Below are 23,311 nucleotides of genomic sequence, written 5' to 3'. Positions count from 1 at the left end.
CGTTCGCGTTCATCGGCGCTCGGCAGATCGGGCACTTGGGGCGCTTGTCAACACTCACCCGCTCATATAGGCCCCACCCCTATGGGGAACGCGACTTTACGCGGTCAGATCAACGAAAAGTCCGGGTCGATGCCACACTTCCTTGCCGGTATCCCGACAGTAGGGCCACCGGGAGCCCATAGCGCGCAAGAGGGGCCTGCTTGTTGGTATGCAATGGCGGCTCAACGGTCACCGAGGGTCAGAAGGGGCTTGCCAGTAGGCGGCGAGTCCGACACAGTCGCCGCTGTGCCGGTAAATGCACAACTGGCCCGGCGAATGCCGGGCCAGCCTGATCGAGCGGGCGACGGGAATCGAACCCGCCTCTGAAGCTTGGGAAGCTTCCATTCTACCGATGAACTACGCCCGCCAACTTCGCATCAGCGAAGCGACTCACCAAATCATAGCCGGACTCGCCGCGAGCGTCCACGTCAACACGGAGCCACAGGCCACAAGGAATACAAAAACCACGAACAGGAATACGAAGGGCCCCGAATCGCACAGCTCTCACCTCTCCACGAGCGGGGGCACAAACACGGTGGCGCATACAGGGGATCTGCGAAGCACTATCTCTTGAGGGCGTTCTCCAACACAGACGCCCCAGTCACAATGAACTCACAGTTCCCATGGGCTCCTCGAAGCTCGGATTCCTACGACCCACGCCCACAGACCACCCCCGCAAGACACACCCCAAACCCGCCCGCCCCACACCCACAGACCACTCCCACAAGACACACCCCAAACCGGCCCCACAGGACATCTTTCGGAGTGGCCCAACACGACACCCCTTTCGCCGCGAGCTCGACTCATTCACGCGCCTCATGCTCCTAGACTGAACGCGTGACTCCCGCTCCAGTCGTCGCCGCCGCGATCGTCGATTCCCTGGCCAATCCGCGCCATCTGCTGTGTGCCGCACGCGCCTACCCGCCTGAGCTCGCTGGGGGATTCGAACTGCCCGGCGGCAAAATCGACGAGGGCGAGAAGCCCCTGGACGCCCTCGCACGTGAAATTCATGAAGAACTCGGGACCAGGCTCAGCTTCGGACCTGAGGTTCTCACCCCCGAGGGCGAGTGGTGGCCGATCATGCAGGAGCGCCGTATGGGCGTGTGGATCGCCGAGGTCGAGCAGGGCGCTCCCGAACCGACCCCGAGGGGCTCACACTCCGAACTCCGCTGGGTGCCCCTTGACGAACTCGCACTCCTCGATTGGATCGGGAATGATTTGCTCATTGCGCTCGCCGTCGCCAATCGCTGCGCGAGAATGCGAAGGATCAACTGACAGCACGGCCCCGCCTCTCATCTTTTCCCGCCACTGCCTCCCCGACCCCCTCCTTTCCATGCCGTTCCCGTCCTCTTCTCGTCCGAGGCTCCCACTCGCCTCGCCAGATTCGACTTCACTAGGACCTGCTTCACCAGGGTCTGCTTCACCACCCATTTGACGACACAGCAGCCTGAAGTGTCAGAATGTCACTATGCCGAAAATCATCGGGGAAAGCCTCGCCGACCACCGCACATTGACGCGCAAGAAGCTCTTCGACGCTCTCGGACAGCTTCTCGCCGAGCAGCCCTTCGACACCATCACCATGTCGCAGATCGCCACTCGCGCCAAGGTCGGACGCACCGCCGTCTACAACCATTTCGAGGACAAAGAAGTCCTCCTCCTCGCGTACATGTCTGAAGCGACCAAGGAGTTCGCGAATATTCTCGCCAACGCCGTTGAGAATGAGCCCAACCCAATTGAGCAACTTCGCCTCTATGTGCGCACCCACCTCGAAATGACCAGCCGCTATCATCTGGCGGGCCGCATCCATTTGCGCGAACAGGTCTCAAGCCAAAACTCCGGTCACCTGCACGAACATGCGAATGTCATCGGCATGATGCTGCTGAGAATCCTCGGCGACGCGATGCGTCAAAGATTGATCCCAACGCAAGACGCCCACGGCTTGATCCGGTTGATCCAGGCATGCCTCGCGGGCCAGCATCTGCCAAGTTCCCAGCCTGAGCGCCGCACTCGAATCACCCAGATCGAAGCCTTCATTCTGCGCGCGGTCGGTTCACCGGCCTCAACGATCTCGAAGATCCCCTCCCCGATCAGAACTGGCGACAACCTCGAATCGGCTGAAGACCGCGAGACCTCATACATGCGCTGCCCTGTTGCGAATTGAAAGATCCGCACCGGCGACCCCCTCCAACCAGCAACACACCGATTCCCTAGCTCAATAACACGCAGCTCTGTCCGATCTGCACGATTCAACCACCCAAACGAGCACGCAGCCCAAACAAGGCTCCAGGCCAAACGAGGACGCAGCCCGAACGAGGACGCAGCTGAAACACAAAGAACTTCAGCCCTGTGAACGCCCCAGGAAAGCAGCGAGGACACAACTAAAGGGGACGCGGATCACAGGTCTTTCCTTGCTGTCGCGGAATACTCACGCATAGGGCATCGTTGGAATCAACGAAAGGGCGAGAGCCCGAATGCGCGACGCCACCGGCGCAGCGCTCACGACCTCGGGCCCAGCCCGACTGACCCCGGGCCCAGCCCGACAACCCAAGGAGACCGCATGGCCACCGTCGCTCTTACCGCCGACACCTTCGAAAAAACCATTTCTGACAACGGCATCGTCCTCGTTGACTTCTGGGCCTCCTGGTGCGGCCCCTGCCGTCAGTTCGCCCCCGTTTTCGAGGAATCCTCGAATAAGAACCCCGACATTGTTTTCGCCAAGGTCGACACCGATGCTGAGCAGGACCTCGCCCGCGCCGGCGCGATCACCTCGATCCCGACCCTCATGGCCTTCCGCGATGGCATCGCGATCTTCCGCCAGGCCGGCGCCCTGCCCGGCCCTGCCCTCGAGGACCTCATCTCGCAGATCCGCGAACTCGATATGGACGAGATCCGCAAGCAGATTGCCGAATCTGAGAAGTGATTTCCCGACGGCCGTAGGCCGTCCATGAGTAAGAGAGTAGGATAGGTCACAATTCCGCTCCTCGTCGCTCCAGCCGAACATGCGGCTTCACCCCGCCTCGGCCCCGACGAGTAGGACCCTTTGGCCGTGCCTCTTTCGACTCGGAAGGACCACCCGCATGGAGTATCTTGCGCTCACCGGGTGGTCCTTCTGCGTCCTCCTCCTCATCTTTCTCCTCCACGAACGCACCACTTCGAAACACTTGCGCCAGGAACTCGAGTCACTCCGACTCCGCGCCCTCGAAACCGCGAACGCACCCGCTGTCCTCGCCCACGAAATCCGAACCCCGCTCGCCCTCATTCGCGGAGCGGGGAACTTTTATCCGAGGGGATGGCCGGGGAACTCACAGACACTCAACGCCAGTTCCTCCACACGATGATGACGAACACTCAGCGCGTCATCGCACTGGCAGAATCCATGCTCACCGACCTCAAAACTGCATTCATCCGACCCGCTCGCCACAGAGCCCGTGGATATTCGCGAGGTCGTGGCCTCCACCGCCCGGGAAATGCGCCGGATCAGCGATACCCCGATTCGAGTGGACGCACCCGGCGGGGTCCTCATCGTCCCCGCGAACGCGCCAATGATCCGACAGCTCATCTGGAATCTGCTCAACAACTCACTGCGCCACACCTATTCCGAGGCGGTGATCGTCTCAGTCGCACCCGCCGAAGACGGTGGCGCACTCATCTCCATTGAAGACTCGGGGACAGGCATTCCCGAGGATGAGCAAGAAACAATCCTCGCCCCCTTCACCTCCGGTTCCGCACCGAACCCGGGGACGGGCATCGGTATGGCGGTCGCTAGCCGCATTGTGGAGGCCCACGGCGGAAGCCTCATGATCGACTCTGTCGAAGGACGAGGAACCGCGGTTCACATCCGCCTTCCGGGAGAACGATCATGACCCCGCGAGCGCTCGTCGTCGACGACGAACCCCAAATGCTGTCCATCGTGTCGTTCGCCTTGGAGATGCAGGGCTTCGAATGGCTGAGCGTTGCGAACACCGCACGCGCCTGGGAGCATTTGGCCTCCCACAGAGTCAATCTTCTGGTCCTCGACATCATGACGCCGACCGGTTCGGGCATTGACCTCGTCAAGCGAATTCGAGCCCGCGGAGACGATGTGCCGATCATTTTGCTGACCGCCCTCGGCGATGAAGAAGACAGGATCGCGGGCCTGGAGGCCGGGGCCGATGACTATGTGACGAAACCTTTCAGCCCCCGAGAGTTGGCGTTGCGCGCCCAGGCGATTGTCAGGCGCTCCGCGCCCGCAGCGCCTGAGCGAATACTGGACGCGGGCGAGCTGCATATCGACGTGGATCGGCGCGCCGCCTCATGGAAGGGTGAACCTATCACCTTGAGCCCGACCGAGTTGAAAGTCCTCGCGACCCTGGTGTCTCGTGTCGGCCAAGACGTCGCCTGGCGTGACCTGCTCAACGAGGCGTGGGAGACAACTGACGCAACGGGTGCCCACAACATGATCAAGACGACGATCTACCGCCTGCGCCGTCAGCTCGAGCGCGTGGGCATGGACCCGGGTGTTATCCAACCGGTGAGGGGGCGCGGTTATCGTCTCCTCATTGACGAGGGCGAGCAGCCCCTGCCCGAGTCTTGAGGATTCACACCCTTTTTCAGATTCACACGCCCTCGGTAACAGGACTGTTTCTTTTCGCCACCATTCCCCTCTCGGACTGTTACCCGCTGCGCGCCACCATCAGAGTGTCCCTTTTCGCGTTCAATCCTGAAGGAAACAACGATGTCTCCACAGCCTTCACGCCCCCTCGGGTTCCTCTCGGCGCCGCCCGCGGCGCCGGCGCTTCCCGCTGAGCGTGTCGCCCCGACCTACAAGACGTGGAGGACCAACGTCTTCCTGGGCATTTTCATCGGCTACGCGGGCTTCTACCTGATCCGCAACAACGTGACCCTGGTGTCGTCCATCCTCAAGGACCACGACATCATGAACACGGTCGGCATCGGTATCGTCGCCAACGCGGTCCTCTTCGCCTACGGGCTTTCAAAGTTCTTCATGGCGATGCTCTCGGATCGTGCGAACGCCCGCTACTTCATGCCGATCAGCATCGCCCTCTCGGCCGTCATGAACCTCCTCATCGCCTTCGTCCCCACCCTCTCCGCCACGGTTGGGATCTTCGCGGTCGTCATGTTCATTAACGGCTGGTTCCAAGGCATGGGCTGGCCTCCCTCAGGCCGTGTCCTCGTCCACTGGTTCTCCACCTCCGAGCGCGGTTGGCTCACCTCCATTTGGAACTGCGCCCACAACGTCGGCGGTGCTGGCGTCGGCCTGATCTCCGCATGGGCCCTCGGAACCTTCGCAACGAACGATGCCGACTGGACCCCCGCATTCTGGGCGCCCGCCCTCGTCGCCCTCGTCGTTGCCCTCATCGCTTTCCTCCTCATCCGCGACCGTCCCGAAGCAATGGGTCTGCCGCCGATCGAGAAGTTCCGCAATGACCCGGCCAAGGTGGAAATCAAGGGCGATGCGATGGGCTGGAAGGAAATGCTCTTCAAGCACGTCCTCACCAACCGCGTCGTCGTCCTGCTCGCCCTCACGAACGTTTTCGTCTACACCCTGCGCTACGGCGTCCTGTCCTGGATCCCGATCTACCTCACCGAGCAGGTCCACGGCGTCAACGTCAAGGAAGGCATCCTCGGTTTCGCGATCTACGAGGGCGCGGGCATCGTCGGCACGATCCTGTGCGGCTGGGTCTCCGACAAGGTCTTCAAGGGCTGGCGCTCGGGCGCGGACATCCTCTTCCTCGGTGGTGTCGGCGCGAGCGTGCTCATCTACTGGCTGATGCCGCTCAGCGCTCCGATCTGGATCTTCTACGTCCTCATCGCGATCATCGGCGGCCTGATCTACGGCCCGGTCATGCTGATCGGCCTTCAGGCGATCGACTTGTCGCCACGTAACGTCGCAGGCACCGCCGCAGGCTTCACCGGCCTCTTCGGCTACCTGCTCGGCGCGACCCTCGCCTCCTCCGGTGTCGGTGCCCTCATCCACTACTTCGGCTGGAACATCGCCTACGGCTTCCTCGTCGTCGTGGCCGTCGCCGCCGTCGTACTGATGTTCATCGTCGGCAAGGACGAACGTCGCCTCATGGAGGCCCGCCACGCCTCCGCACTCCAGGAAGGATGAGTTCTCCCGGGGCTGGGCTTCCTCTTGCCCGGAAGCCCAACCCCACTCTCAGAACACGAGGTACGAGCCCCCAAGGCTTAACCCGGCTCTCACAATCCCGCTAGCGCCGACGATCTGTACCTATCCGGATCGTCGGCGCTAGCGTGTATGAATGACGACGCTTCGCCCCCCGATCCTGCCCATCGCGGGGCTCGTGCTCGTCATCGCCGCTTTCACGTCCCTCCTTGCACTGCTCGCACCAAGTCGGGCAGATCTCCTCGTCGTCTGCTCGAACACGGCGAGCGTGTGCGACGCCCTCGCCGAACACTACAAGCAACACACTCGAACCAGCGTCGACGTCGTTCGAGTCCCCACATCCGAAGCACTCTCCCACCTCGCGGCGACCCACGGGGACTCCGAATTCGACGTATGGCTCGGCGGCCCCGCTGAAGCGCACGCCGAAGCCGAGCGCCTCGGACTGCTCCGCCCCATTGAAGGCATCGACGTTTCGGGCCTGCCCGAGCACTACTACTCCGCCTCCTGGTTCGGCTTCTACGGGGGGATCCTCTCGATCTGCGCAACCCCTCAAGCGAGTGAGCAGGTCACCTCCTAGAACTCGCTCGTACGTTCACACCTTCCCCTGATCGTCCCCCTGCCCCTCACTTCAGGGACCGCTGCGACGATGCTCGGAGTCCAGACAGGGCGCTTCGGCTCAGTCCCCGAATCGATTCCCTTCCTGCGCGCCCTCGACGCCCAAGTCGTCACCTATTCTGATTCGGGCACGGACCCCACTCACCTTGTCGCCATCGGCCGCGCTCAGGCGGGTATCACCTTCGACACCTACTGCGAAGAAGAACAAAGGCTCGGCGCCGAACTCGTGACCGTCTACCCGAGTGATGGCACAGGCTTCGAGGTCGGGGCTGTTTCCCTTCCCAAACGTGCCGAGGAGCGCAGGCAGGCGGAGGATTTCCTCGCATGGGTCGTCTCGGATGAGGGACAGGCGCTGGCCTCTTCGATCGCAGGCCAAGTCCCGATTTCGCAGCATCTGCCCGATAACCTGTCCCAGCGCCTCGTCGCACTCGACATTGCCGTGTACGGAGCAGATCCGCAAGTCGAGTCCCTCAAGCGCAGCCTTGAGATCGGAGCATGGCAGGCCCAGGTGTACGCGCCCAGGGGCTGCACCCCCGATGAGATTACCAACTCACCCGAGCCCGCGTGCGGAAGCGTTCCCGCACGCGATGCGAAGCTCACACGAATCGTATTGGGCCCGAGCATTGCCAGGACGGGACTCCTTTCCCTCGCAGCGGGAGGAATCGCGGTCCTCCTCGGGAGTTTCATCGCACTGGCTCTGCGCTTCGCCCCCAGGCGGAGCCTTATCTTCATGCCTTTCATCCTCCTGCCTGGCATGGTCCCTCCAGCGGTGAGTGCCGAGATGCTCATGCTCCTAGGGGCACCCACCTACTCGATCTGGACGCTCCTGGGAGCTGAGGCCCTCAATGCGACACCATTCCGCACTCATCATGGTCTTCGGACTGTCCTCCGTATCTCGTGAAGAGCTCCTCGCCGCTAAGGATCTCGGGGCTCGGGGAGCACGCATCGCCCGAAGGATCCTCGCTCCCGCTCTCGTGTCCACTGTGTTCCCCTCTTTCGCTGTCTCAAGCCTCATGGCCGCGTCCGATGTGTCAGCTTCGACTGTGAACGCGGGCCCCGAACCCTACCTCGCTCCTCTGGCACGTCATGCGCTCAACGCGAGCTCCGATCATTCCCTCGCCTTGAAGATCCTCGCCCTCTACCTCGCTGCCAGTGCTATCACGGCCCTCAGTCTGGCGCGTGCTCTGCGCTTGAAGAGAGCATCCACTTCCCCCTTCGCTCCGAGTTCGCACGCGCCCGAGCTCTTCGGACGCGCCTCACGCGCACTTGGAGCAGCCCTCGTCCTGGCAGGGCTCGCCGCCCTGGGGCTCATCGCCATTGTCATTTACAGACTTGTTGTGGCATTCCTTTCAGGCTCCCCCCAAACCCTCCTGTTCAATGCCGCCCGAGAATCCTTCCTCGTCCTCCTCCTTGTCGTCCCAATCGCCGCACTCATTGGCTTCATCACCGCACTATCGAACCTGCGACGCATGAAGGCGCTCAACACTGTGGCGCTCCTGGGCCTACTCGCCTCTCCCGCCGCAGGCGGCATCCTCGTCCACATCATTCACCGACGTCCCCTCGAGTTCCACGGCCACGTCCTCCTTCCCCCGCTCGTCGGCGGAGGCTCCCCTGCAGGGGGCCTCATTGCCGTTCTTATCGCGTATCTCCTGCTTGCCCTTCGGCCGCCCACTTCCTCATGGTTTTCGCGCTCTCAGGCACCCGCGATGTGCGTCGTGCCGCCGAGGATTCGGGGGCGAGCCGAACGCGCACCATCGTTCACGTCGTCATCCCAATGAGGCGAGGACGAATCCTCGCCGCCCTAGCTGCGCTCAGCGCAATCGTCATGTCAATGAGCGCTCCCGCCGTGTTCGTCGTGCCCGCAGGCTCAGCATTCCCCGCAGTCGCCCTCATGCCTTATGCAGCTCACGGTTCCACAGGGCACGTCCTCACCTTCGGGGTCCTCGGTGGAGCCTCCGCCCTCACGATGCTCGCCTTGGGTGCAGCTGCCCTTATCCCGACTCTCAGGAGACCACATGTCTGAGCTGACCCACGAGATGCCGACACCTCATGCTGAGCCTCTATTGGACGTGCATGGCCTCGCACTCCAGCGCGAAGCCCGCTTCCTTCACGATGTCTCCTTCAGCCTCGCACCCGGTGAGGTCCTTGCCGTCGTCGGACCTTCCGGCTGTGGAAAGTCCACTCTCCTGCTCGCCCTGGCGGGCTTCGAGGAGTGCAGCGGAGAGATCCGAGTCGAGGGGACTTCCCCTCAGGGAGTGGTTCCCCAACGACGCCCAAGCTCACTGGTGTTCCAATCACCCGCCCTCTTTGAACGCATGAGCGTGAGGGAGAACATCGCCTTCGGATTGCACGGCAAAGCGCTTGGTGCAAAGCACGCGTACGACCTCGTCGAGGCGGCGATGACGAGGATGGGGATCATCGCCCTCGCTGATCGCTATCCTGATGCCCTATCGGGGGGACAGGCGCAAAGGGTTGCCCTCGCCCGGGCCTTGGTGACAAGGCCGAAGGTGCTGCTCCTCGATGAGCCTCTCGCCCACGTCGGTGCTTCCCTCGCTGCAGCGATCCGTCAAACTCTCCTGCGTGAGGTCCGCAGGCTCAAAATCGCGGCCCTCTATGTCACGCACGATGTCGAGGAGGCGTGTCTTGTCGGCGATCGGCTCCTCATCATGGACGCTGGGCGGGTCCTCCAGATCGGTGCGCCGCGCGAGCTCTACGAGCGTCCGAACTCAGAAGCGGTCGCCCGTCTCATGGGCATTGCGAATGTTCTCGCATGCGAAGTCGAGGAGATCGTGAGCGAGCAAACTGCGCTCGTACGCTGCGGCTCGGCCTCCTTCCACGTGCCCGCACCACGTGTGAAGGAATGTGGGGGTGCAGACTCAGAGGACATAGCCTCGAGGGGTGCAGCCTCGGGGAGCGAGGACGAGACCTCAGGGGACGAGGTCGGGGACGCTGGCGGTATCGAGGATTCCGGGGACGCTGGCGGCGTCAAGGATTCCGGGGGCGACAATGTGGTGTTCGCAAAGCGAAGTCTCCTTTCCCTGGGCCCTGCACTTCTCGCAATGCCCGGTGAGGCGATCGAACTCTTGGCGGCCCCGCCCTCGGCGATCATTGGACGACACGCGCAGGTAATCGGGGCTTTCTTCGTGCGCGGCATCATGGTCTATGACCTCGAAACCGAGTTCGGCACCCTCGTCGCAAGGGACTCTTCAGTGCGAGAGCCTTTCACGCTCGGCGATCATGTCGAGTTCGAGTTCAGAGGAGGTTGGGTTATTCCCCGTGAGGGAACAACTCGGAGCCCTGAGCACTGAGCACTGAGCCCGGGACTGTGGCGTTCAGCCGAGCAGTTCCTTCGCCACCACCTCGGCGACCTGGATCGCATTGAGGGCCGCGCCCTTGCGCAGGTTGTCACCGCTCAAGACGAGCACAAGGCCCCTATTGCCCTCGACGGCCTGGTCTTGGCGGATACGGCCGCAGAGCACCTCGTCGCGTCCCGCCGCTTCAAGCGGTGTCGGCACCTCGACCAGGCGAACACCGGGGGCTGAAGCGAGAACCTCGCGGGCCTCATCCGCTGTGATCGCGCCGGAAAACTCGGCGTGGATCGTTAGGGTGTGCCCGGTGAAAACAGGGACGCGCACGCACGTCCCGGACACGCGCAGATCCGGAATGTGCAAGATTCGACGAGACTCGTTGCGCAGCTTCTGCTCCTCGTCGGTCTCCTCACTGCCGTCTTCGACGATTGAACCGGCAAGGGGGACGACGTCGAAAGCGATGGGGGCGACGTAGACCTCGGGCTCGGGCAGGGTGATCGCGCGCCCATCGAGGGCGAGGGCAGCGAGGTCCTGGCTGGCACCGGAGCGGGTTTGACTCACCAGTTCTTGCACGCCCTTGATGCCCGAACCGGAAACGGCCTGGTAGCTGGACACGAAAAGGCGCTCAAGGCCACCAGCCTTATCGACCAGCGGACGGAGCACAGGCATTGCGGCCATCGTCGTGCAATTCGGGTTCGCGATAATGCCCTTCGGGCGCTTCGCTGCGTCCTCGGGGTTGACTTCGGAGACGACGAGGGGAACCTCGGGGTCTTTACGCCAGGCGGATGAGTTGTCGACGACGACCGCGCCTTGAGCGGCGAACTTCGGAGCGTACTCGCGTGAGGCGCTCGCCCCGGCGGAGAAGACTGCAATGTCGATTCCGGAAAAGTCCGAGGTCGCGACGTCTTCGACCGTGATGTGTTGGCCCTTCCACTCCAAGGTGGTGCCCGAAGAGCGCGATGAGGAGAAGAATCGGATGGTCTCGACGGGGAAATCACGTTCGGCGAGAAGAGTTCGCATGACGCGGCCGACCTGTCCGGTGGCTCCGACGACGGCGACGTTCAATCCGCTCATGATTCTTTCCTTCTGTTAGGCGCATTCGCGCTGTCTTTTGGGACCCGGTTTTCCTTCATCTGCTGCACGCCGCGCGTGGAGAAAAAGGATTCAGTATGCGTTCAAGACTTGCGATCGGGTGGGGGTGGTGTCTTTCCAGGGCTGGCGGTTTTCCGGGGTGGGTAGGCTCTCAGGGCTGGTGGGCACTGAGGGGCGAGTCAGCGGCCGGTGCCGCCGTAGACAACTGCCTCCGTTTCACTCGAGTCGAGGCCGAAAGCCGAGTGCACGGCTTGGACGGCTCGATCGAGGTCGTCAAGCTTGGTGACAACGGAGATGCGAATCTCGGAAGTGGAGATCAGATCAATATTGATGCCCGCCGCTGACAGGGCGCTGAAGAGTCGGGCGGAAACTCCAGGGTTCGTTCGCATTCCCGTGCCGATGAGGGAGAGCTTGCCGATATTCGGGTTGTATCGCAGCTCCTCAAATCCGATCTCGTCTTGAGCGGCTTCAAGTGCATCAAGGGTGGCCTTCGCATCACCCTCGGGAAGGGTGAAGGTGATATTCGCCCTCGTCGGATCAGAGACCGGCACATTCTGCACGATCATGTCAATGTTCGCCCCGACCTCAGCGCAGATGGAGAAGACTCGGGCCGCGACACCGGGGCTGTTCGGGAGGTTCGTGACGGTAATCTTGTCCTGAGAACGGTCGTGCGCGATACCGGAGACGATGGGCTGCTCCATGTGCTGCTCCTTGGGGTCGAGGAGGGCTGCCGAAGGGACGAGGCCCTTGAGCTCGGGGTTTGCAGGATGGTCCGAGATCCAGGTGCCGTTCTTCTCTGAGAAGGAGGAACGGACGTGGAGTGGAACGCCGTAGCGGCGTGCGAATTCAACAGCCCGAAGGTGCAAGATCTTCGCACCATGAGCGGCGAGCTCCAGGGTCTCTTCCTGCGTGATCGTGCGGAGGCGATGCGCCTTGGGAACGATGCGCGGGTCCGCGGAGAACAATCCGTCAACGTCGGTGTAGATCTCGCACACATCGGCACCGAGGGCGGCGGCCAGGGCGACGGCGGTCGTATCGGAGCCTCCGCGACCCAGGGTCGTGACATCCTCTCCTTCGGAGATGCCCTGGAAGCCTGCGACGATGGCGACCTGGCCTTCGCGGATGGTGCGGGCGATACGTTCGGGCACCATACCGATGATCTGGGCCCGACCGTAGTTCGAGTTCGTTTTAATGCCCGCCTGGGCACCGGTGTAGGCCTGAGCGTCGACGCCAAGTTCATTAACGGCCATTGACAAGAGCGCCATGGAGATTCGCTCTCCTGCAGACAAGAGAATGTCCATTTCACGCTCGGGAGCCTTGGAGGTGATCTGGGCTGCGGTGTCGAGGAGGTCGTCTGTGGTATCACCCATCGCTGAAACGACGACGACGACCTGATGGCCGGCGTCATGGGTCTCGACGACGCGACGCGCGACGCGTTTCATCGCTTCCACGTCGGCGACTGATGAGCCGCCGTACTTCTGCACGATCAGTGCCACGAGTCCCCATTTCTTCTGTGCGCCTTCACCATCTGCAGCGTCCACTGGCGTGAGCGCTCCAGGGGCACTCATGCTGCGAGCGCCGCGCCTCTTCATCCTAGGGAGGCCGTGGCCGAGAACGTTAAACGCCCGATATTCGGGCATCTGCGACATGTTTCTTCTATTTTCGCAGCTCTTCTTTCACTGCTCTTCGATCTGAAGTTCAGCGCAAACAGACCGCATCTCGCAATTTGAGATCAAAATGATCGAAATATGTTCACGAAGCGAACACTCCTGTCCGCCCGTCCCTCGTCCTCGTTAGCGTCGAAGGCAGATGACCGATCAGCCGACCGGCCATTCCCAACACGTGGAGGCCTCCTATGAAGCGCACGTCCCTCATCGCAGCAACCGCAGCCGCCGCCCTCGCCCTCGCGGGCTGCTCCGGCTCTGCCACTTCGACCGACGCGAACACCCCCGCTTCACCCGCCGGCGAGGCCTATTCAATCGGCATCACCCAGATCACAACCCACACCGCCCTCGACAGTGCCAGAGAAGGCTTTAAGAAAGCCTTCGAGGACGCGGGCATCCAGGTGAAGTACGACGAACAGAACGCTCAGGGCGACCAGGCGACCGCCACTTCGATTGCCTCGAAGTTCGCATCCTCCGACCTCGACCTCGTTCTCGCAATCGCGACCCCCTCCGCCCAGGCCGCCGCCCAGTCGATCACGAAGGTTCCGGTCCTCTTCACCGCAGTCACCGACCCCGTGTCCGCGCAACTCGTCAATTCCTTGGAAGCCCCCGGCTCGAATATCACCGGCACAACCGACATGAACCCGGTCGCCGACCAGATTTCCCTCGTCAAAGAGTTCGCACCCAAAGCGAAGACCCTCGGCATCATCTACTCCTCGGGCGAAGTCAACTCCGAAGTGCAGGTTGAACTTGCGAAGGAAGCTGCCGCGAAAGACGGTCTCCAGGTCGTCGAATCCGCAGTGACGAACTCCGCCGAAGTCCAGCAGGCCGCCCAAGATCTCGCCTCCAAAGTCGATGCGATCTACGTTCCGACCGATAACACCGTCGTCTCGGCCCTGGCCTCCGTCGTCCAAGCGGCCGAGGACGCGAAGATCCCCCTCATCGCCGGAGAAGCCAACTCGGTCGCGCAAGGGGCCCTCGCAACCTACGGAATCGACTACTCGAAGCTCGGATACCAAACCGGTGAAATGGCGATCAGGATCCTCAAGGAAGGAGCTGAGCCCGCAAGCCTCCCCGTCGAAGCGCAAAAGGACTACGAACTCACGGTCAACACGACGACTCTGAAGGCCCTCGGCCTGGAACTCCCCGCGTCCCTGAAGGACAGGGCGGTCACCATCGAGTGATTGGAGAGTCTATCGAGCTCCTCACTTCGCGCCCGTGATGGCTATGGCTCGAGCCTGCGATGGCTCGGATCCGTGATGAGTCGGATCCGGTGATGGCTCGGACATGTGACGACTCCTTGGACCCGTGGCGGCTCGCGTCGGTGATGACGTCATCGTCTGGCTCGCGCCCGGTGATGACACCTTCCTCCGACTCGCACATCCCCTCCGGGGGCATGCAGCGCACCGGGGACACGCAGCGCGTCGGAACAGAACAAGAAACACACCGGATACGAGCACGGCACCGAACCTGCGAACGCCAGCCCCGAGCCTTGCCGCTCCCACCCGGAGGCACGAACCACCCCGAAGCTCGTCCATCCCCGTCCCAGAGGTCTGCATCCCCAATCCGGGCCTCGCCGATCCGAACCTCCCTGCTTTCACCCGGAGGCACGAACCACCCCGAAGCTCGCCCATCCCCGCTCCAGAGGTCTGCCTCCCCGATCCGAACCTCCCTGCTCCCACCCCCTGAACCTCACTGCTCCCACCCCGGGCGCACACATCCCCAGCCACAACACAAGCACACCCACCCAAAAGGAAACACTGTGCTCACAGCTCTCGACCTCGGCCTGATTTACGGCCTCATGGCACTCGGCGTGTACCTCACCTTCCGAGTCCTCGACATCGCCGACCTCACCGTCGACTCATCCTTCACGACCGGCGCGGCGGTCGCAGCCGTGATGATCACCGCCGGGCAGAACCCCTGGCTCGCCACCCTCGGTGGCTTCCTCGCGGGCTGTGTGGCGGGAACGGTCACCGGCGTCCTCCACGTGAACGCGGGCATCCACCCCCTACTCGCCGGCATCCTCACCCAGATCGGCCTGGGGATGCGTTCCACGGGAGACAACGAAGGCATGGCCCGCGCCCAGGGAGTATCGACTGGAACGATGAAGATCATCGGCCTCGCCCTCTCGAATGGCCTGGTCGCGAGCTCCGGGGCGATCATCGCCCAATACCAGGGCTACGCGGATATCTCGATGGGCATCGGCTTGATCGTCGCGGGCCTCGCCTCGGTCATCATCGGCACTGCCCTCATCGGCTCGCAGGGGGTGTGGGTCACCTCCCTCTTCGTCGTCATCGGGTCGATCGTGTACCGCGTCATCATCCAACTCGCGCTCGGCGTCGAGTTCCTTGAGGCGAACGACATGAAACTCATCTCCGCGATCATCGTCTTCGCAGCCCTCATGATTCCCCGGATCGGCGTCTTCTCGAAGATCCGCGAGCGCCGACGCAACCGCAGCCTCGTCCCAGAGCCGGATATCACGCACACGCCCGAAGAACGCGACAACGAAAAGGTGGTGTTCTGATGCTGGACATCGAGGCCGTAACGAAAACCTTCTTCCGCAGGACCGTCAATGAACGAGTCGCTTTGAGCGACATCTCCTTGCACCTCGACCCCGGGGACTTCGTCACGATCATCGGCTCGAATGGCGCAGGAAAGTCGACGCTGCTCAACATTGTGTCCGGCCGTTATCAGGCCGATGTCGGACGCGTGACGATCGGGGGCGAGGACGTGACGAAACTGCCCGACTACAAGGTCGCGAAATACGTGTCCAGGGTCTTCCAGGACCCGATGGCAGGCACCGCCCCACATCTGTCGATCGAGGAGAACCTCGCGCTCGCATGGTCACGAGGCAGGGGGCGCACACTCGGGCCCGCACTCACCCAGAAGAAGCGTCAGATGTTCCGCGATGTCCTCGCACCCCTCGAGCAGGGCTTGGAGAACCGACTGCACGCGAAGGTCGGTCTGCTCTCAGGCGGTCAGCGTCAGGCTCTTTCCCTCACGATGGCGACTTTTTCGAAACCGAAGGTGCTGCTCCTCGACGAACACACCGCAGCCCTTGATCCGAAGCGTGCCGCACTCATCACGCAGATCACCCGCGAGGCCGTTGAGCGCCAGCACCTCACCACCCTCATGGTCACGCACAATATGGAACAGGCCCTGTCCATGGGTAACCGGCTCATCATGATGCACGAGGGGCGGATCATCTTCGAGTTGGCCGGCGAGGAGAAGAAGAGGGCGACGGTCACTTCTCTGCTCGCTGAGTTCGACAAGCTCCGTGGGAAGGAGGAGCAGGGTCTGTCGGACAGGATGCTGCTCGCCTGAGCCCCTGTGCTCGCCTCAGCCCCTGTGCTCGCCTTGTTGCCCGGGGTGAGGACCCCCTTCGATGCGTGTACTCGCATTGACACAAAACGCACACCATCTTCACGAGGTGCAGAACCTGGGAACGGGATTTTACAAGGGGTACGCGCGGGGGTACGCGTAGAACGGGGCACGACCACGGGTTCTTGCAAGAGGCGCGCGCAGAACGAGGCACGAGCGCGGGTTCTTGCAAGAGGCGAGCGGCGTGCGGGGTCTGAATCCAGCTCATTTCACGAGGTGCGGGGCTGGGCGTTGTGCGAGACAACTCGGGGGACGCGAGAGCGGAGCCTTATGCGAGGAGGTGCAGGGGAGCTTCGAGGCTCGCGGGCCGACTACGACCCTGGCAGGCTTGTGCACGCACAAGTCTCTTCTCCCCCGCACTCGTTCGTTTTCTAGGGGCAGGGCCACAAATGCCCACGGGGCCACGTAGGGTAATCCAGTGACCACTGCACTGTATCGCCGCTACCGTCCTGACACCTTCGCCGATGTCATCGGCCAGGATCACGTGACCGGGCCGCTTCGTGCTGCTCTGCGCGCGAATAAGGTGACACACGCCTATCTCTTCTCCGGGCCTCGAGGCTGTGGGAAAACGACCTCGGCCCGCATCCTTGCGCGTTGTTTGAACTGCGCGAAGGGCCCGACGGACACTCCTTGTGGTTCTTGCGATTCCTGCCGTGAGTTGGCAACAGGTGGCGCGGGCTCACTCGACGTGGTCGAGATCGACGCGGCCTCGCATGGCGGTGTCGATGATGCCCGTGAGCTGCGCGAGAAAGCGACTTTCGCTCCGGTGCGCGATAAGTACAAGATCTTCATCATCGATGAGGCCCATATGGTGACGAACCAGGGCTTCAATGCTTTGCTCAAGCTGGTGGAAGAACCTCCCGAGCACGTGAAATTCGTCTTCGCGACGACCGAACCCGAGCGAGTGATCGGCACGATCCGTTCACGCACCCACCACTACCCCTTCCGTTTGGTCCCTCCGGATGTTCTGGGCCCCTACCTGCACAAACTCGCCCAGGAAGAGCATGTGCACATCGCTCAGGGCGTTCTACCGATGGTGATGCGCAGCGGCGGAGGCTCCGTTCGCGACACTCTTTCCGTGTTAGACCAGCTCATGGCGGGTTCTATCGACAATGAGCTCTCCTATGAGACCGCTGTCGCTCTCCTCGGCTACACGGACACCGCCCTTTTGGACGACTCTATTGACGCCCTCGCCAGCGGGAATGGGGCCGACGCATATCGCGTGATCGAAAGAATGGTCGAGTCCGGTCATGATCCACGCCGTTTCGTCGAGGACCTCCTGCAGAGGCTGCGCGATCTTCTCATCATTGCGATCGCAGGGGAGAAGGCCGGAGACGTGCTCTCGGATGTGCCCGCAGACCAGTTCGAGCGCATGTGCCGCCAGGGGGCGAATTGGGGGGCGCATGGCCTGTCTCGGGCCGCCGATCTCGCCGATGAGGCATTGCGCCAAATGGTTGGCGCAACCTCACCGAGACTCCAACTCGAACTCCTCATCGGCCGTATCCTCCTTCCCCCGGCGCCTCCGAGCGCCCAGCCGCTCGAAGGCGCCGCCGATTTGGCCCCTTCAGCTGATGGGTCTCAAGAGGAGGCGCCTCAGGGGCGCTTCGGAGCTCGTGAAGCCCGGGAGGCACTGGAACGCTCACGGCGCAGTCGCGCAAGTGAGCGAGTCGGAATGAGTGAGCGCAGTGCTGCTGGTGAACCTCATGCTGTTCGCGAGCGCGAAGGCGCGGCTCAGCACGGAAACGCTGCCGCCCCTGGCAGACCAAACCCAGAGAGTGGACGTACCGCTCCAGCAAGCAGTCCCGCCGCTGCAACACACTGGCCGGAGGCAGCTGTCCCCGGCACAAGCGCTGTTCCCGGCGCACCTGGCACTCCCGACGCAAGCAGGGGCCCCGGCGCGCATGAGATTACTGGCGCAAGCGCTATTGCCGACGCGCCCGATGGTCCTTCCTGGCTTCCTGCGAACGAGTCTCCCTCGGATAGCGCAAATTGCGACTGGCCCGAGGTCGCAGCCCCCGCCAGCGATGCTCAGACTCATACTCACAACCCGAACGAAACCACGGCTCACCCGTCCCGTGCTCGCTCCGCTCAAGAGCCCGAGCAGTCGGCACCCGCCCCTCAAAGGCCCGAACACCCGGCACCCGCCCCTCAAAGGCCCGAGCAGCTGGCACCCGCACCGCAAACCCAGGGCCCTAATACCGCGACCCCCACCGGCTTCGATCAAGAGAACACCCCCTCGCAAGCAAGCGCACCCCTTGAGGTAGCGCCGGGAACGACTCCTGCTTACAGCGACCAGGGGGCGGACACGATCCGCGAACGCTGGGATGAGGTTCTCTCCCGCCTCGGGTCCATCAGCAGATTCGTGGGAACCCTTGTCTCCGAGAACGCTCAGCTTGGTCCCGTGCACGGCTCCGAGCTCGTTCTGCTCTTCCAACATGCGGGCTTCGTCTCGCAGTTCTCTCGCGAGGATCGCGTAACGGCTCTTTCGGACGCCATTTTTGAGGTTACTGGGATGCGTGTGACGGTACGCGCCCAAACCTGGCAAGCCGGCACTGAGCCCGCAATCGCCACATCCTCCACACATGCTTCCACTGCCCCTTCCTCACCCACTTCCGATCACGCCGCTCAAAGAGACGCTTTTGAGCGAGCATCCCAGGACCAGACCTCTGCGCGCGGAACTCAGGAACAGACTTCTGCGCCTGCACCCCAGGGACAGAGCGGCTGGGTTTCGGAGCCGCCCCCTTTTGAGCCTGATGAGGCTCCCGTCGCTGAAGGTGATCGGACCCCCACCGCCCCCTATCCCCTTGATGCCGGAGAAGACTCACCCCAAGACGACACCACTAAGCGCCTTCATAGCCCCGCCCCCGAATCCGTCCCGGAACCTGCCGAGTCTGGCTTTGCACCCCCCTGCGACGCTGAGACGAGGGATCCTTTGACTGCGGCTCCTCAACCCGTCTCTCCCGATCCTGCTCAGATCAGCGCTTCTTTCGCAGAGCCCCCTGCCTCGGACTCTCCTGCTGTGGAATCCGCCGTCTCAAGCTCCCCCATCTCGGAGCCTTCCGCTGCGAGCTCCCCAGTTTCGGATTCCCCCGCCTCGGGGCCTTCCAGCTCGGCCTCTCCTGCCTCGACGCACCATTCCCCCGCGGCCACGCCTGCGGCCTCTAAGGCTCACGTCGGCTACACGAATGGCCCGAAGCGGAGAGCCATCTCGGTCTTCACCTACGATGAGCCCGCCCCGGACAACACTCCGACCGCCTTCGATTCCGCTTCGGCCGCCTTTGATTCCGCTTCGACGCCCTCACCTGAGGAACAGTCCCAGGAACACGCATCAACGCCAGATTCCCCAGCAGCCTCATATTCCGCGCCCATGACGGAATCTGAAGCGGATGCCTGGGGCCCTGTTGCTGTGCCTGGTGGCAGCACAACTCAAGACGATTCGGGGTGGACCCCAGACACCTCAGCACCCTGGAGCCCCGATCCTGCCACACCCTGGGGCTCCGAACCGTCCGCCCCCGGTGCCCCCGGGGCCCCCGACGCCCCCGGATCCAGGCCCCCCGAATCCTCCGTTCCCGGGGCCCCCGGACCCTCGACTCCCGAACCTTCTACACCCTGGACCCCCGACGCCCCCGAACCCTCCACTTCGTGGGAGCTCAATGAGGAAGCTGCATCTACCTGGGCTCCCGGACCTTCGACACCCTGGGAGCCGCACTCTTCCCCCGCAGAAGCTTCCATGTCCGGATGGAGCGAATCCCACACCACACCCACCGGCGTTTCCTTCGACGACTCCCCCTCGACCTCGACAGACTTCCCCTCGACCTCGATAAGCGGCTTTGACAACACCTCAGGTCCCCGCCCATCCGAAGCATCGCCGCAAGCCCCGACCTCGTCACCCGCGTTCGACGATTCACCCTCACTGGATGATGAGGACGTGGAAGTGAGCACGCATTTCGGTGTGCCCGCAGTCCTCGATATTCTCGGGGGTACAGTCATCGAGGAGATCTACGACGAGGGGAGCCGCTGAGCCGTGTACGAAGGAGCTCTTCAAGATCTCATCGACGAGTTCGGACGCCTACCCGGCATCGGCCCGAAGTCCGCGCAGCGCATGGCGATGCACGTTCTCGATTCTGAACCGGACGAAGTCGCTCGACTCGTCGACGCGATCCAAGCGGTTCGCAAACGCGTGCACCACTGTGAGATCTGCGGAAACCTCACCGAGGAAGAAGCCTGCTCAATCTGCCGAGACTCCCGGCGTGATCCGACAACGCTGTGCGTCGTCCAAGAACCGAAAGACATCCAGGCGATCGAAGGCTCACGAGTATTCCACGGGCGCTACCACGTGCTCGGCGGAGTCATCGACCCGATTCACGGCATCGGCCCCGATCAGCTCCGCATCCGTCAGCTCCTCACCCGCCTGCAGGACGATCGCATCACCGAAGTCATCATTGCGACCAACCCGAACGTCGAGGGCGAAGCCACCGCAGCATACTTGGCGCGTACTCTCGCCACGATCGGCATTACGACCTCGAGACTCGCGATGGGCCTACCCATGGGCGGAGACTTGGAGTACGCCGACTCGATCACCCTGGGGCGCGCCCTCGAAGGACGTCGCTCCATGGCCTAGGAGCGTCACAAACACAGCTTGTGTCGATATCCCCGCCTGTAGCCCTCAGGCCCGCTGGAAGCCGCACAGCCGGTAGCCCTCACTCTGTGGAAGCCGCACAACCGCTATTCTCCACATCCCCTTCAGGGCAAGCCAGCGGGTATCCTTCAGCACCTGTGGAGGCCAGTCACAAGGAGCTCACCACAAGCGACGCCACCGCGCCTCCTCGCGAAGCGAGCCCTGAGCCTCATTAGTGCGGCACACAGGCCGCGTAGAATCCTCCCGCCCCCAATAGCCCCAGTAACACGCCCGAGAATGCCATGCATTCTCGCGGTGCCCCTGTTCAACCACCCCAATTGCCATTTCGACGCGGCTTGAGGGTGACCGGCAGCATCGAAATCATGTTGAGGGGCGTCTAAACGGGAACTGAAAGGTGCTCAGCCACCCCAATTGCCCTTTCGGCAAGACTTGGGGCGCTCGCTAGCACCGAAATCATGTTTGGGGTCCTTCGAAGGGGTCTCGAGCGGCATTCCACTACCCCAATTGTGCTTTCGGCAAGGCTTAGGGGTGACTGGCAACACCGAAATCATGTTGAGGGGCATCCAAACGAGAATTGAAAGGCGCTCAGCCACCCCAATTGCCCTTTCGGCAGGACTTGGGGCGCTCGCTAGCACCGAAATCATGTTTGGGGTCCTTTGAGAGGGGTCTTCAGTAGTTTTGGGGTGCTGTCCTATCGGAAACCTGGACACCTCCTTGCCAGCGGGTAAGCCACTCCCCTCCTAAAACCCAAGCGGGGTTACCGACACGCCTGAGGGTGCTGCACAGTCTGACCCGGATCCCGGTATCCCCTCATCGCCCCAAGGCTCAAGTCATCGCCCCAAGGCCCAAGTCAACTACCCAAGGCCCGAATCAACTGCCCAAGGCTCAAGTCATCGCCCCAAGGCCCGAACCAACTACCCAGGGCCCGAATCAACTGCCCAAGGCTCAAGTCATCGGGTTAAAGGACAAAAAGAGTTGGTGAAGGGTTAGTCCCAGTTGTTTCGGTGGGGGCTTGTGTGGTGGAGGTCGTGCCAGGCGATGGCGTCGCCCCATCTGGGGATGACACCGGCTGCGGGGCGTGTGCGCGAGGCGTGTTCCCATTGGGCTTCAATCTGGGTGTCTGTGGGCATGATTTTGAGGATCTGGGCTGGTGGGAGCGGGTTTTCGGTGTGCATGTAGCACCACCAGAAGATCGCTTTGATCCGGCGGGTCAGCCGCATTCCCCGGTGGTCCCGCAACAGTTGACGCAAGGGCGCGTTGGTCGCGCCTTCGATCTGGTTGTTCATCGCCGGCAACGCCCCCTCAAACTGGGGGTCGGTGTAGGTGAACAACACCTCGGCTCCGATGAGCCGGTTCACACTGTTGCGGGCCCGCACGAGTCGTTCGTGCGTGTATTCCCACCCGCCATCGTCCCTCTTGGTCTTCTGCGCGAGGAAGCCCTCCCAGCGCTTGCACCAGTCCAAGTAGGTGTCTATCCATGAGGCCCCTTGCTCTCGGTCTTTCACGTGCAAGAGCTGCTTGCCCAAGCCGTACAGTTCCTTGGAGGCTGCAAGCTTGGGGCGAATGGTGGTGGCTTGTTTGATGGTCCCGAACGCGTGGAAGGTGCACCGCTGGACCCGCGTGTTCGGCCAGGCTTTCTTGCGGGCTTTTTCGAAGCCACTGCCCCCATCCGTCACCACCACGTCTGGTGGGGCGATCCGGTTCATGAGCGCTTCCCAGGCGCGCGAGTTCTCGCTGCGTGCCACATACCAGCCCAAGATGAAATCCCGGGACTGAGCAATCAAGACGACCGCTTTGCGGCCCAGGTGGATCCCGTCAACGAACACGACCTCATGCACCTCATCCACCACCGGGGCGAGGGGCCAGATCTCCCACAGGCTCTGGCATCGCCTGCGAAACGACCTGCCCCCACCTGGCATATCCGCCTGCCGATTACCGCTGAGCAGCCAGGCAAGAAACTCACCCAGATGCTTGGCCGAGGTATCAATCCGCTGCACGCCAGTTGAGTGGCACGAGGTGCAATGCCACCTCTGCTTGCCCGATTTCGACAGTCCGTACCGGATCAGCTTCCTGCCACAGGAATCGCATTTCGGGATGTTCATTCACCGAATCTGCCAGTACCAACTTTGACGCCCACTCTCCCGCACCACAAAGCCGAAAAGTCGACGTTTCACCAACACATTTTGTCCACCCTCAAAGTTGGCCCCCAACAACTTTGAACCAGACTTTCTCGCACCACAAAGCCGAAAAGTCGACGTTTCACCAACACATTTTGTCCACCCTCAAAGTTGGGGATACCGGCAAGGAAGTGTGGCATCGACCCGGACTTTTCGTTGATCTGACCGCGTAAAGTCGCGTTCCCCATAGGGGTGGGGCCTATATGAGCGGGTGAGTGTTGACAAGCGCCCCAAGTGCCCGATCTGCCGAGCGCCGATGAACGCGAACG

Annotated in this window: 19 protein-coding genes, 1 tRNA gene and 1 pseudogene; 17 read left to right on the top strand and 4 right to left on the bottom strand. The window is 62.5% G+C overall.

Annotated elements, in window-relative coordinates; all coding sequences use genetic code 11:
* Positions 1-335: 335 nt before the first annotated feature.
* Positions 336-406 (bottom strand) — tRNA-Gly (locus JFX23_RS08925).
* 470 nt (positions 407-876) lie between these two features.
* On the opposite strand from JFX23_RS08925, the gene JFX23_RS08920 reads away from it, so the two are divergent.
* The 12 genes from JFX23_RS08920 to JFX23_RS08870 all read left to right on the top strand — a co-directional run bounded on the left by JFX23_RS08920 (position 877) and on the right by JFX23_RS08870 (position 10,089).
* Positions 877-1,314: an NUDIX domain-containing protein gene (locus JFX23_RS08920; protein WP_198776600.1), complete on the top strand. Its 438-nt coding sequence runs from the start codon at positions 877-879 to the stop codon at positions 1,312-1,314.
* Positions 1,315-1,507: 193 nt separating this feature from the next.
* Positions 1,508-2,200: a TetR/AcrR family transcriptional regulator gene (locus JFX23_RS08915; RefSeq protein ID WP_198776599.1), complete on the top strand. Its 693-nt coding sequence runs from the start codon at positions 1,508-1,510 to the stop codon at positions 2,198-2,200.
* A gap of 396 nt (positions 2,201-2,596) precedes the next feature.
* Positions 2,597-2,959 carry a thioredoxin gene (gene trxA / locus JFX23_RS08910; RefSeq protein ID WP_198776598.1) on the top strand — a complete coding sequence of 121 codons (363 nt, stop codon included), beginning with the start codon at positions 2,597-2,599 and terminating at the stop codon, positions 2,957-2,959.
* 157 nt (positions 2,960-3,116) lie between these two features.
* Positions 3,117-3,377: a hypothetical protein gene (locus JFX23_RS09465; protein WP_233050727.1), complete on the top strand. Its 261-nt coding sequence runs from the start codon at positions 3,117-3,119 to the stop codon at positions 3,375-3,377.
* Positions 3,378-3,467: 90 nt separating this feature from the next.
* A complete protein-coding gene (locus tag JFX23_RS09460) occupies positions 3,468-3,902 on the top strand; it encodes a sensor histidine kinase (protein ID WP_276671677.1) in 435 nt (144 codons plus the stop codon).
* Positions 3,899-4,612, top strand: a complete 714-nt coding sequence (locus JFX23_RS08900; RefSeq protein ID WP_198776597.1) for a response regulator transcription factor — start codon at positions 3,899-3,901, stop codon at positions 4,610-4,612. Before JFX23_RS09460 ends, JFX23_RS08900 begins: the two co-directional genes overlap by 4 nt.
* 141 nt (positions 4,613-4,753) lie before the next feature.
* Positions 4,754-6,151, top strand: coding sequence for an MFS transporter (locus JFX23_RS08895; RefSeq protein ID WP_198776596.1), 1,398 nt, complete (start codon positions 4,754-4,756; stop codon positions 6,149-6,151).
* A 151-nt stretch (positions 6,152-6,302) separates the two neighbouring features.
* Positions 6,303-6,743 carry a type 2 periplasmic-binding domain-containing protein gene (locus JFX23_RS08890; protein ID WP_198776595.1) on the top strand — a complete coding sequence of 147 codons (441 nt, stop codon included), beginning with the start codon at positions 6,303-6,305 and terminating at the stop codon, positions 6,741-6,743.
* 27 nt (positions 6,744-6,770) lie between these two features.
* Entirely contained in the window at positions 6,771-7,682 is a 912-nt protein-coding gene (locus JFX23_RS08885) for an extracellular solute-binding protein (protein ID WP_332874694.1), read from the top strand.
* Positions 7,627-8,559, top strand: a complete 933-nt coding sequence (locus JFX23_RS08880) for a hypothetical protein (RefSeq protein ID WP_198776593.1) — start codon at positions 7,627-7,629, stop codon at positions 8,557-8,559. The genes JFX23_RS08885 and JFX23_RS08880 overlap by 56 nt, the downstream gene beginning before the upstream one ends.
* On the top strand, positions 8,556-8,804 hold the full coding sequence (locus JFX23_RS08875) for a hypothetical protein (RefSeq protein ID WP_198776592.1): 249 nt from the start codon (positions 8,556-8,558) through the stop codon (positions 8,802-8,804). The genes JFX23_RS08880 and JFX23_RS08875 overlap by 4 nt, the downstream gene beginning before the upstream one ends.
* Entirely contained in the window at positions 8,797-10,089 is a 1,293-nt protein-coding gene (locus tag JFX23_RS08870) for an ABC transporter ATP-binding protein (RefSeq protein WP_198776591.1), read from the top strand. The genes JFX23_RS08875 and JFX23_RS08870 overlap by 8 nt, the downstream gene beginning before the upstream one ends.
* A gap of 24 nt (positions 10,090-10,113) precedes the next feature.
* Here JFX23_RS08870 and JFX23_RS08865 read toward each other — a convergent pair whose 3' ends face one another.
* A complete protein-coding gene (locus JFX23_RS08865; protein ID WP_198776590.1) occupies positions 10,114-11,163 on the bottom strand; it encodes an aspartate-semialdehyde dehydrogenase in 1,050 nt (349 codons plus the stop codon).
* A gap of 197 nt (positions 11,164-11,360) precedes the next feature.
* Positions 11,361-12,677 (bottom strand): aspartate kinase, encoded by a 1,317-nt coding sequence (locus JFX23_RS08860; RefSeq protein ID WP_040313833.1) that lies wholly within the window; start codon positions 12,675-12,677, stop codon positions 11,361-11,363.
* A gap of 359 nt (positions 12,678-13,036) precedes the next feature.
* Here JFX23_RS08860 and JFX23_RS08855 point away from each other — a divergent pair, with 359 nt between their 5' ends.
* From JFX23_RS08855 to recR, 5 genes and pseudogenes are all read left to right on the top strand, one after another.
* Positions 13,037-14,029: an ABC transporter substrate-binding protein gene (locus tag JFX23_RS08855; RefSeq protein ID WP_198776589.1), complete on the top strand. Its 993-nt coding sequence runs from the start codon at positions 13,037-13,039 to the stop codon at positions 14,027-14,029.
* Between the two features lie 578 nt (positions 14,030-14,607).
* Positions 14,608-15,369, top strand: coding sequence for an ABC transporter permease (locus JFX23_RS09555; protein ID WP_198776588.1), 762 nt, complete (start codon positions 14,608-14,610; stop codon positions 15,367-15,369).
* Positions 15,369-16,169, top strand: a complete 801-nt coding sequence (locus tag JFX23_RS08845; RefSeq protein WP_198776587.1) for an ABC transporter ATP-binding protein — start codon at positions 15,369-15,371, stop codon at positions 16,167-16,169. The genes JFX23_RS09555 and JFX23_RS08845 overlap by 1 nt, the downstream gene beginning before the upstream one ends.
* A gap of 475 nt (positions 16,170-16,644) precedes the next feature.
* A pseudogene (locus JFX23_RS08840) lies at positions 16,645-18,213 on the top strand (DNA polymerase III subunit gamma and tau); the annotation flags it as partial.
* Between the two features lie 2,037 nt (positions 18,214-20,250).
* Positions 20,251-20,847, top strand: coding sequence for a recombination mediator RecR (gene recR / locus JFX23_RS08835; protein ID WP_198776586.1), 597 nt, complete (start codon positions 20,251-20,253; stop codon positions 20,845-20,847).
* A 1,004-nt stretch (positions 20,848-21,851) separates the two neighbouring features.
* On the opposite strand, the gene JFX23_RS08830 is transcribed toward recR, so the two are convergent.
* Positions 21,852-22,967, bottom strand: coding sequence for an IS1249 family transposase (locus tag JFX23_RS08830; RefSeq protein ID WP_198776585.1), 1,116 nt, complete (start codon positions 22,965-22,967; stop codon positions 21,852-21,854).
* Positions 22,968-23,311 lie beyond the last annotated feature (344 nt).

The organism is Schaalia cardiffensis (assembly GCF_016405145.1).
GTDB lineage: Bacteria > Actinomycetota > Actinomycetes > Actinomycetales > Actinomycetaceae > Pauljensenia > Pauljensenia cardiffensis.
The sequence above is the reverse complement of the archived record's forward strand: the minus strand, read 5'-3'. Positions and strand labels throughout refer to the sequence as shown.

Excerpts from the sequence above, each read along its gene's own strand:
- JFX23_RS08915 (WP_198776599.1), top strand. The coding sequence starts at position 1,508 with ATGCCGAAAATCATCGGGGAAAGCCTCGCCGACCACCGCACATTGACG.
- trxA (WP_198776598.1), top strand. The coding sequence starts at position 2,597 with ATGGCCACCGTCGCTCTTACCGCCGACACCTTCGAAAAAACCATTTCT.
- JFX23_RS09465 (WP_233050727.1), top strand. The coding sequence starts at position 3,117 with ATGGAGTATCTTGCGCTCACCGGGTGGTCCTTCTGCGTCCTCCTCCTC.
- JFX23_RS08900 (WP_198776597.1), top strand. The coding sequence starts at position 3,899 with ATGACCCCGCGAGCGCTCGTCGTCGACGACGAACCCCAAATGCTGTCC.
- JFX23_RS08895 (WP_198776596.1), top strand. The coding sequence starts at position 4,754 with ATGTCTCCACAGCCTTCACGCCCCCTCGGGTTCCTCTCGGCGCCGCCC.
- JFX23_RS08890 (WP_198776595.1), top strand. The coding sequence starts at position 6,303 with ATGACGACGCTTCGCCCCCCGATCCTGCCCATCGCGGGGCTCGTGCTC.
- JFX23_RS08880 (WP_198776593.1), top strand. The coding sequence starts at position 7,627 with ATGCGACACCATTCCGCACTCATCATGGTCTTCGGACTGTCCTCCGTA.
- JFX23_RS08875 (WP_198776592.1), top strand. The coding sequence starts at position 8,556 with ATGAGGCGAGGACGAATCCTCGCCGCCCTAGCTGCGCTCAGCGCAATC.
- JFX23_RS08870 (WP_198776591.1), top strand. The coding sequence starts at position 8,797 with ATGTCTGAGCTGACCCACGAGATGCCGACACCTCATGCTGAGCCTCTA.
- JFX23_RS08865 (WP_198776590.1), bottom strand. The coding sequence starts at position 11,163 with ATGAGCGGATTGAACGTCGCCGTCGTCGGAGCCACCGGACAGGTCGGC.
- JFX23_RS08855 (WP_198776589.1), top strand. The coding sequence starts at position 13,037 with ATGAAGCGCACGTCCCTCATCGCAGCAACCGCAGCCGCCGCCCTCGCC.
- JFX23_RS08845 (WP_198776587.1), top strand. The coding sequence starts at position 15,369 with ATGCTGGACATCGAGGCCGTAACGAAAACCTTCTTCCGCAGGACCGTC.
- JFX23_RS08830 (WP_198776585.1), bottom strand. The coding sequence starts at position 22,967 with ATGAACATCCCGAAATGCGATTCCTGTGGCAGGAAGCTGATCCGGTAC.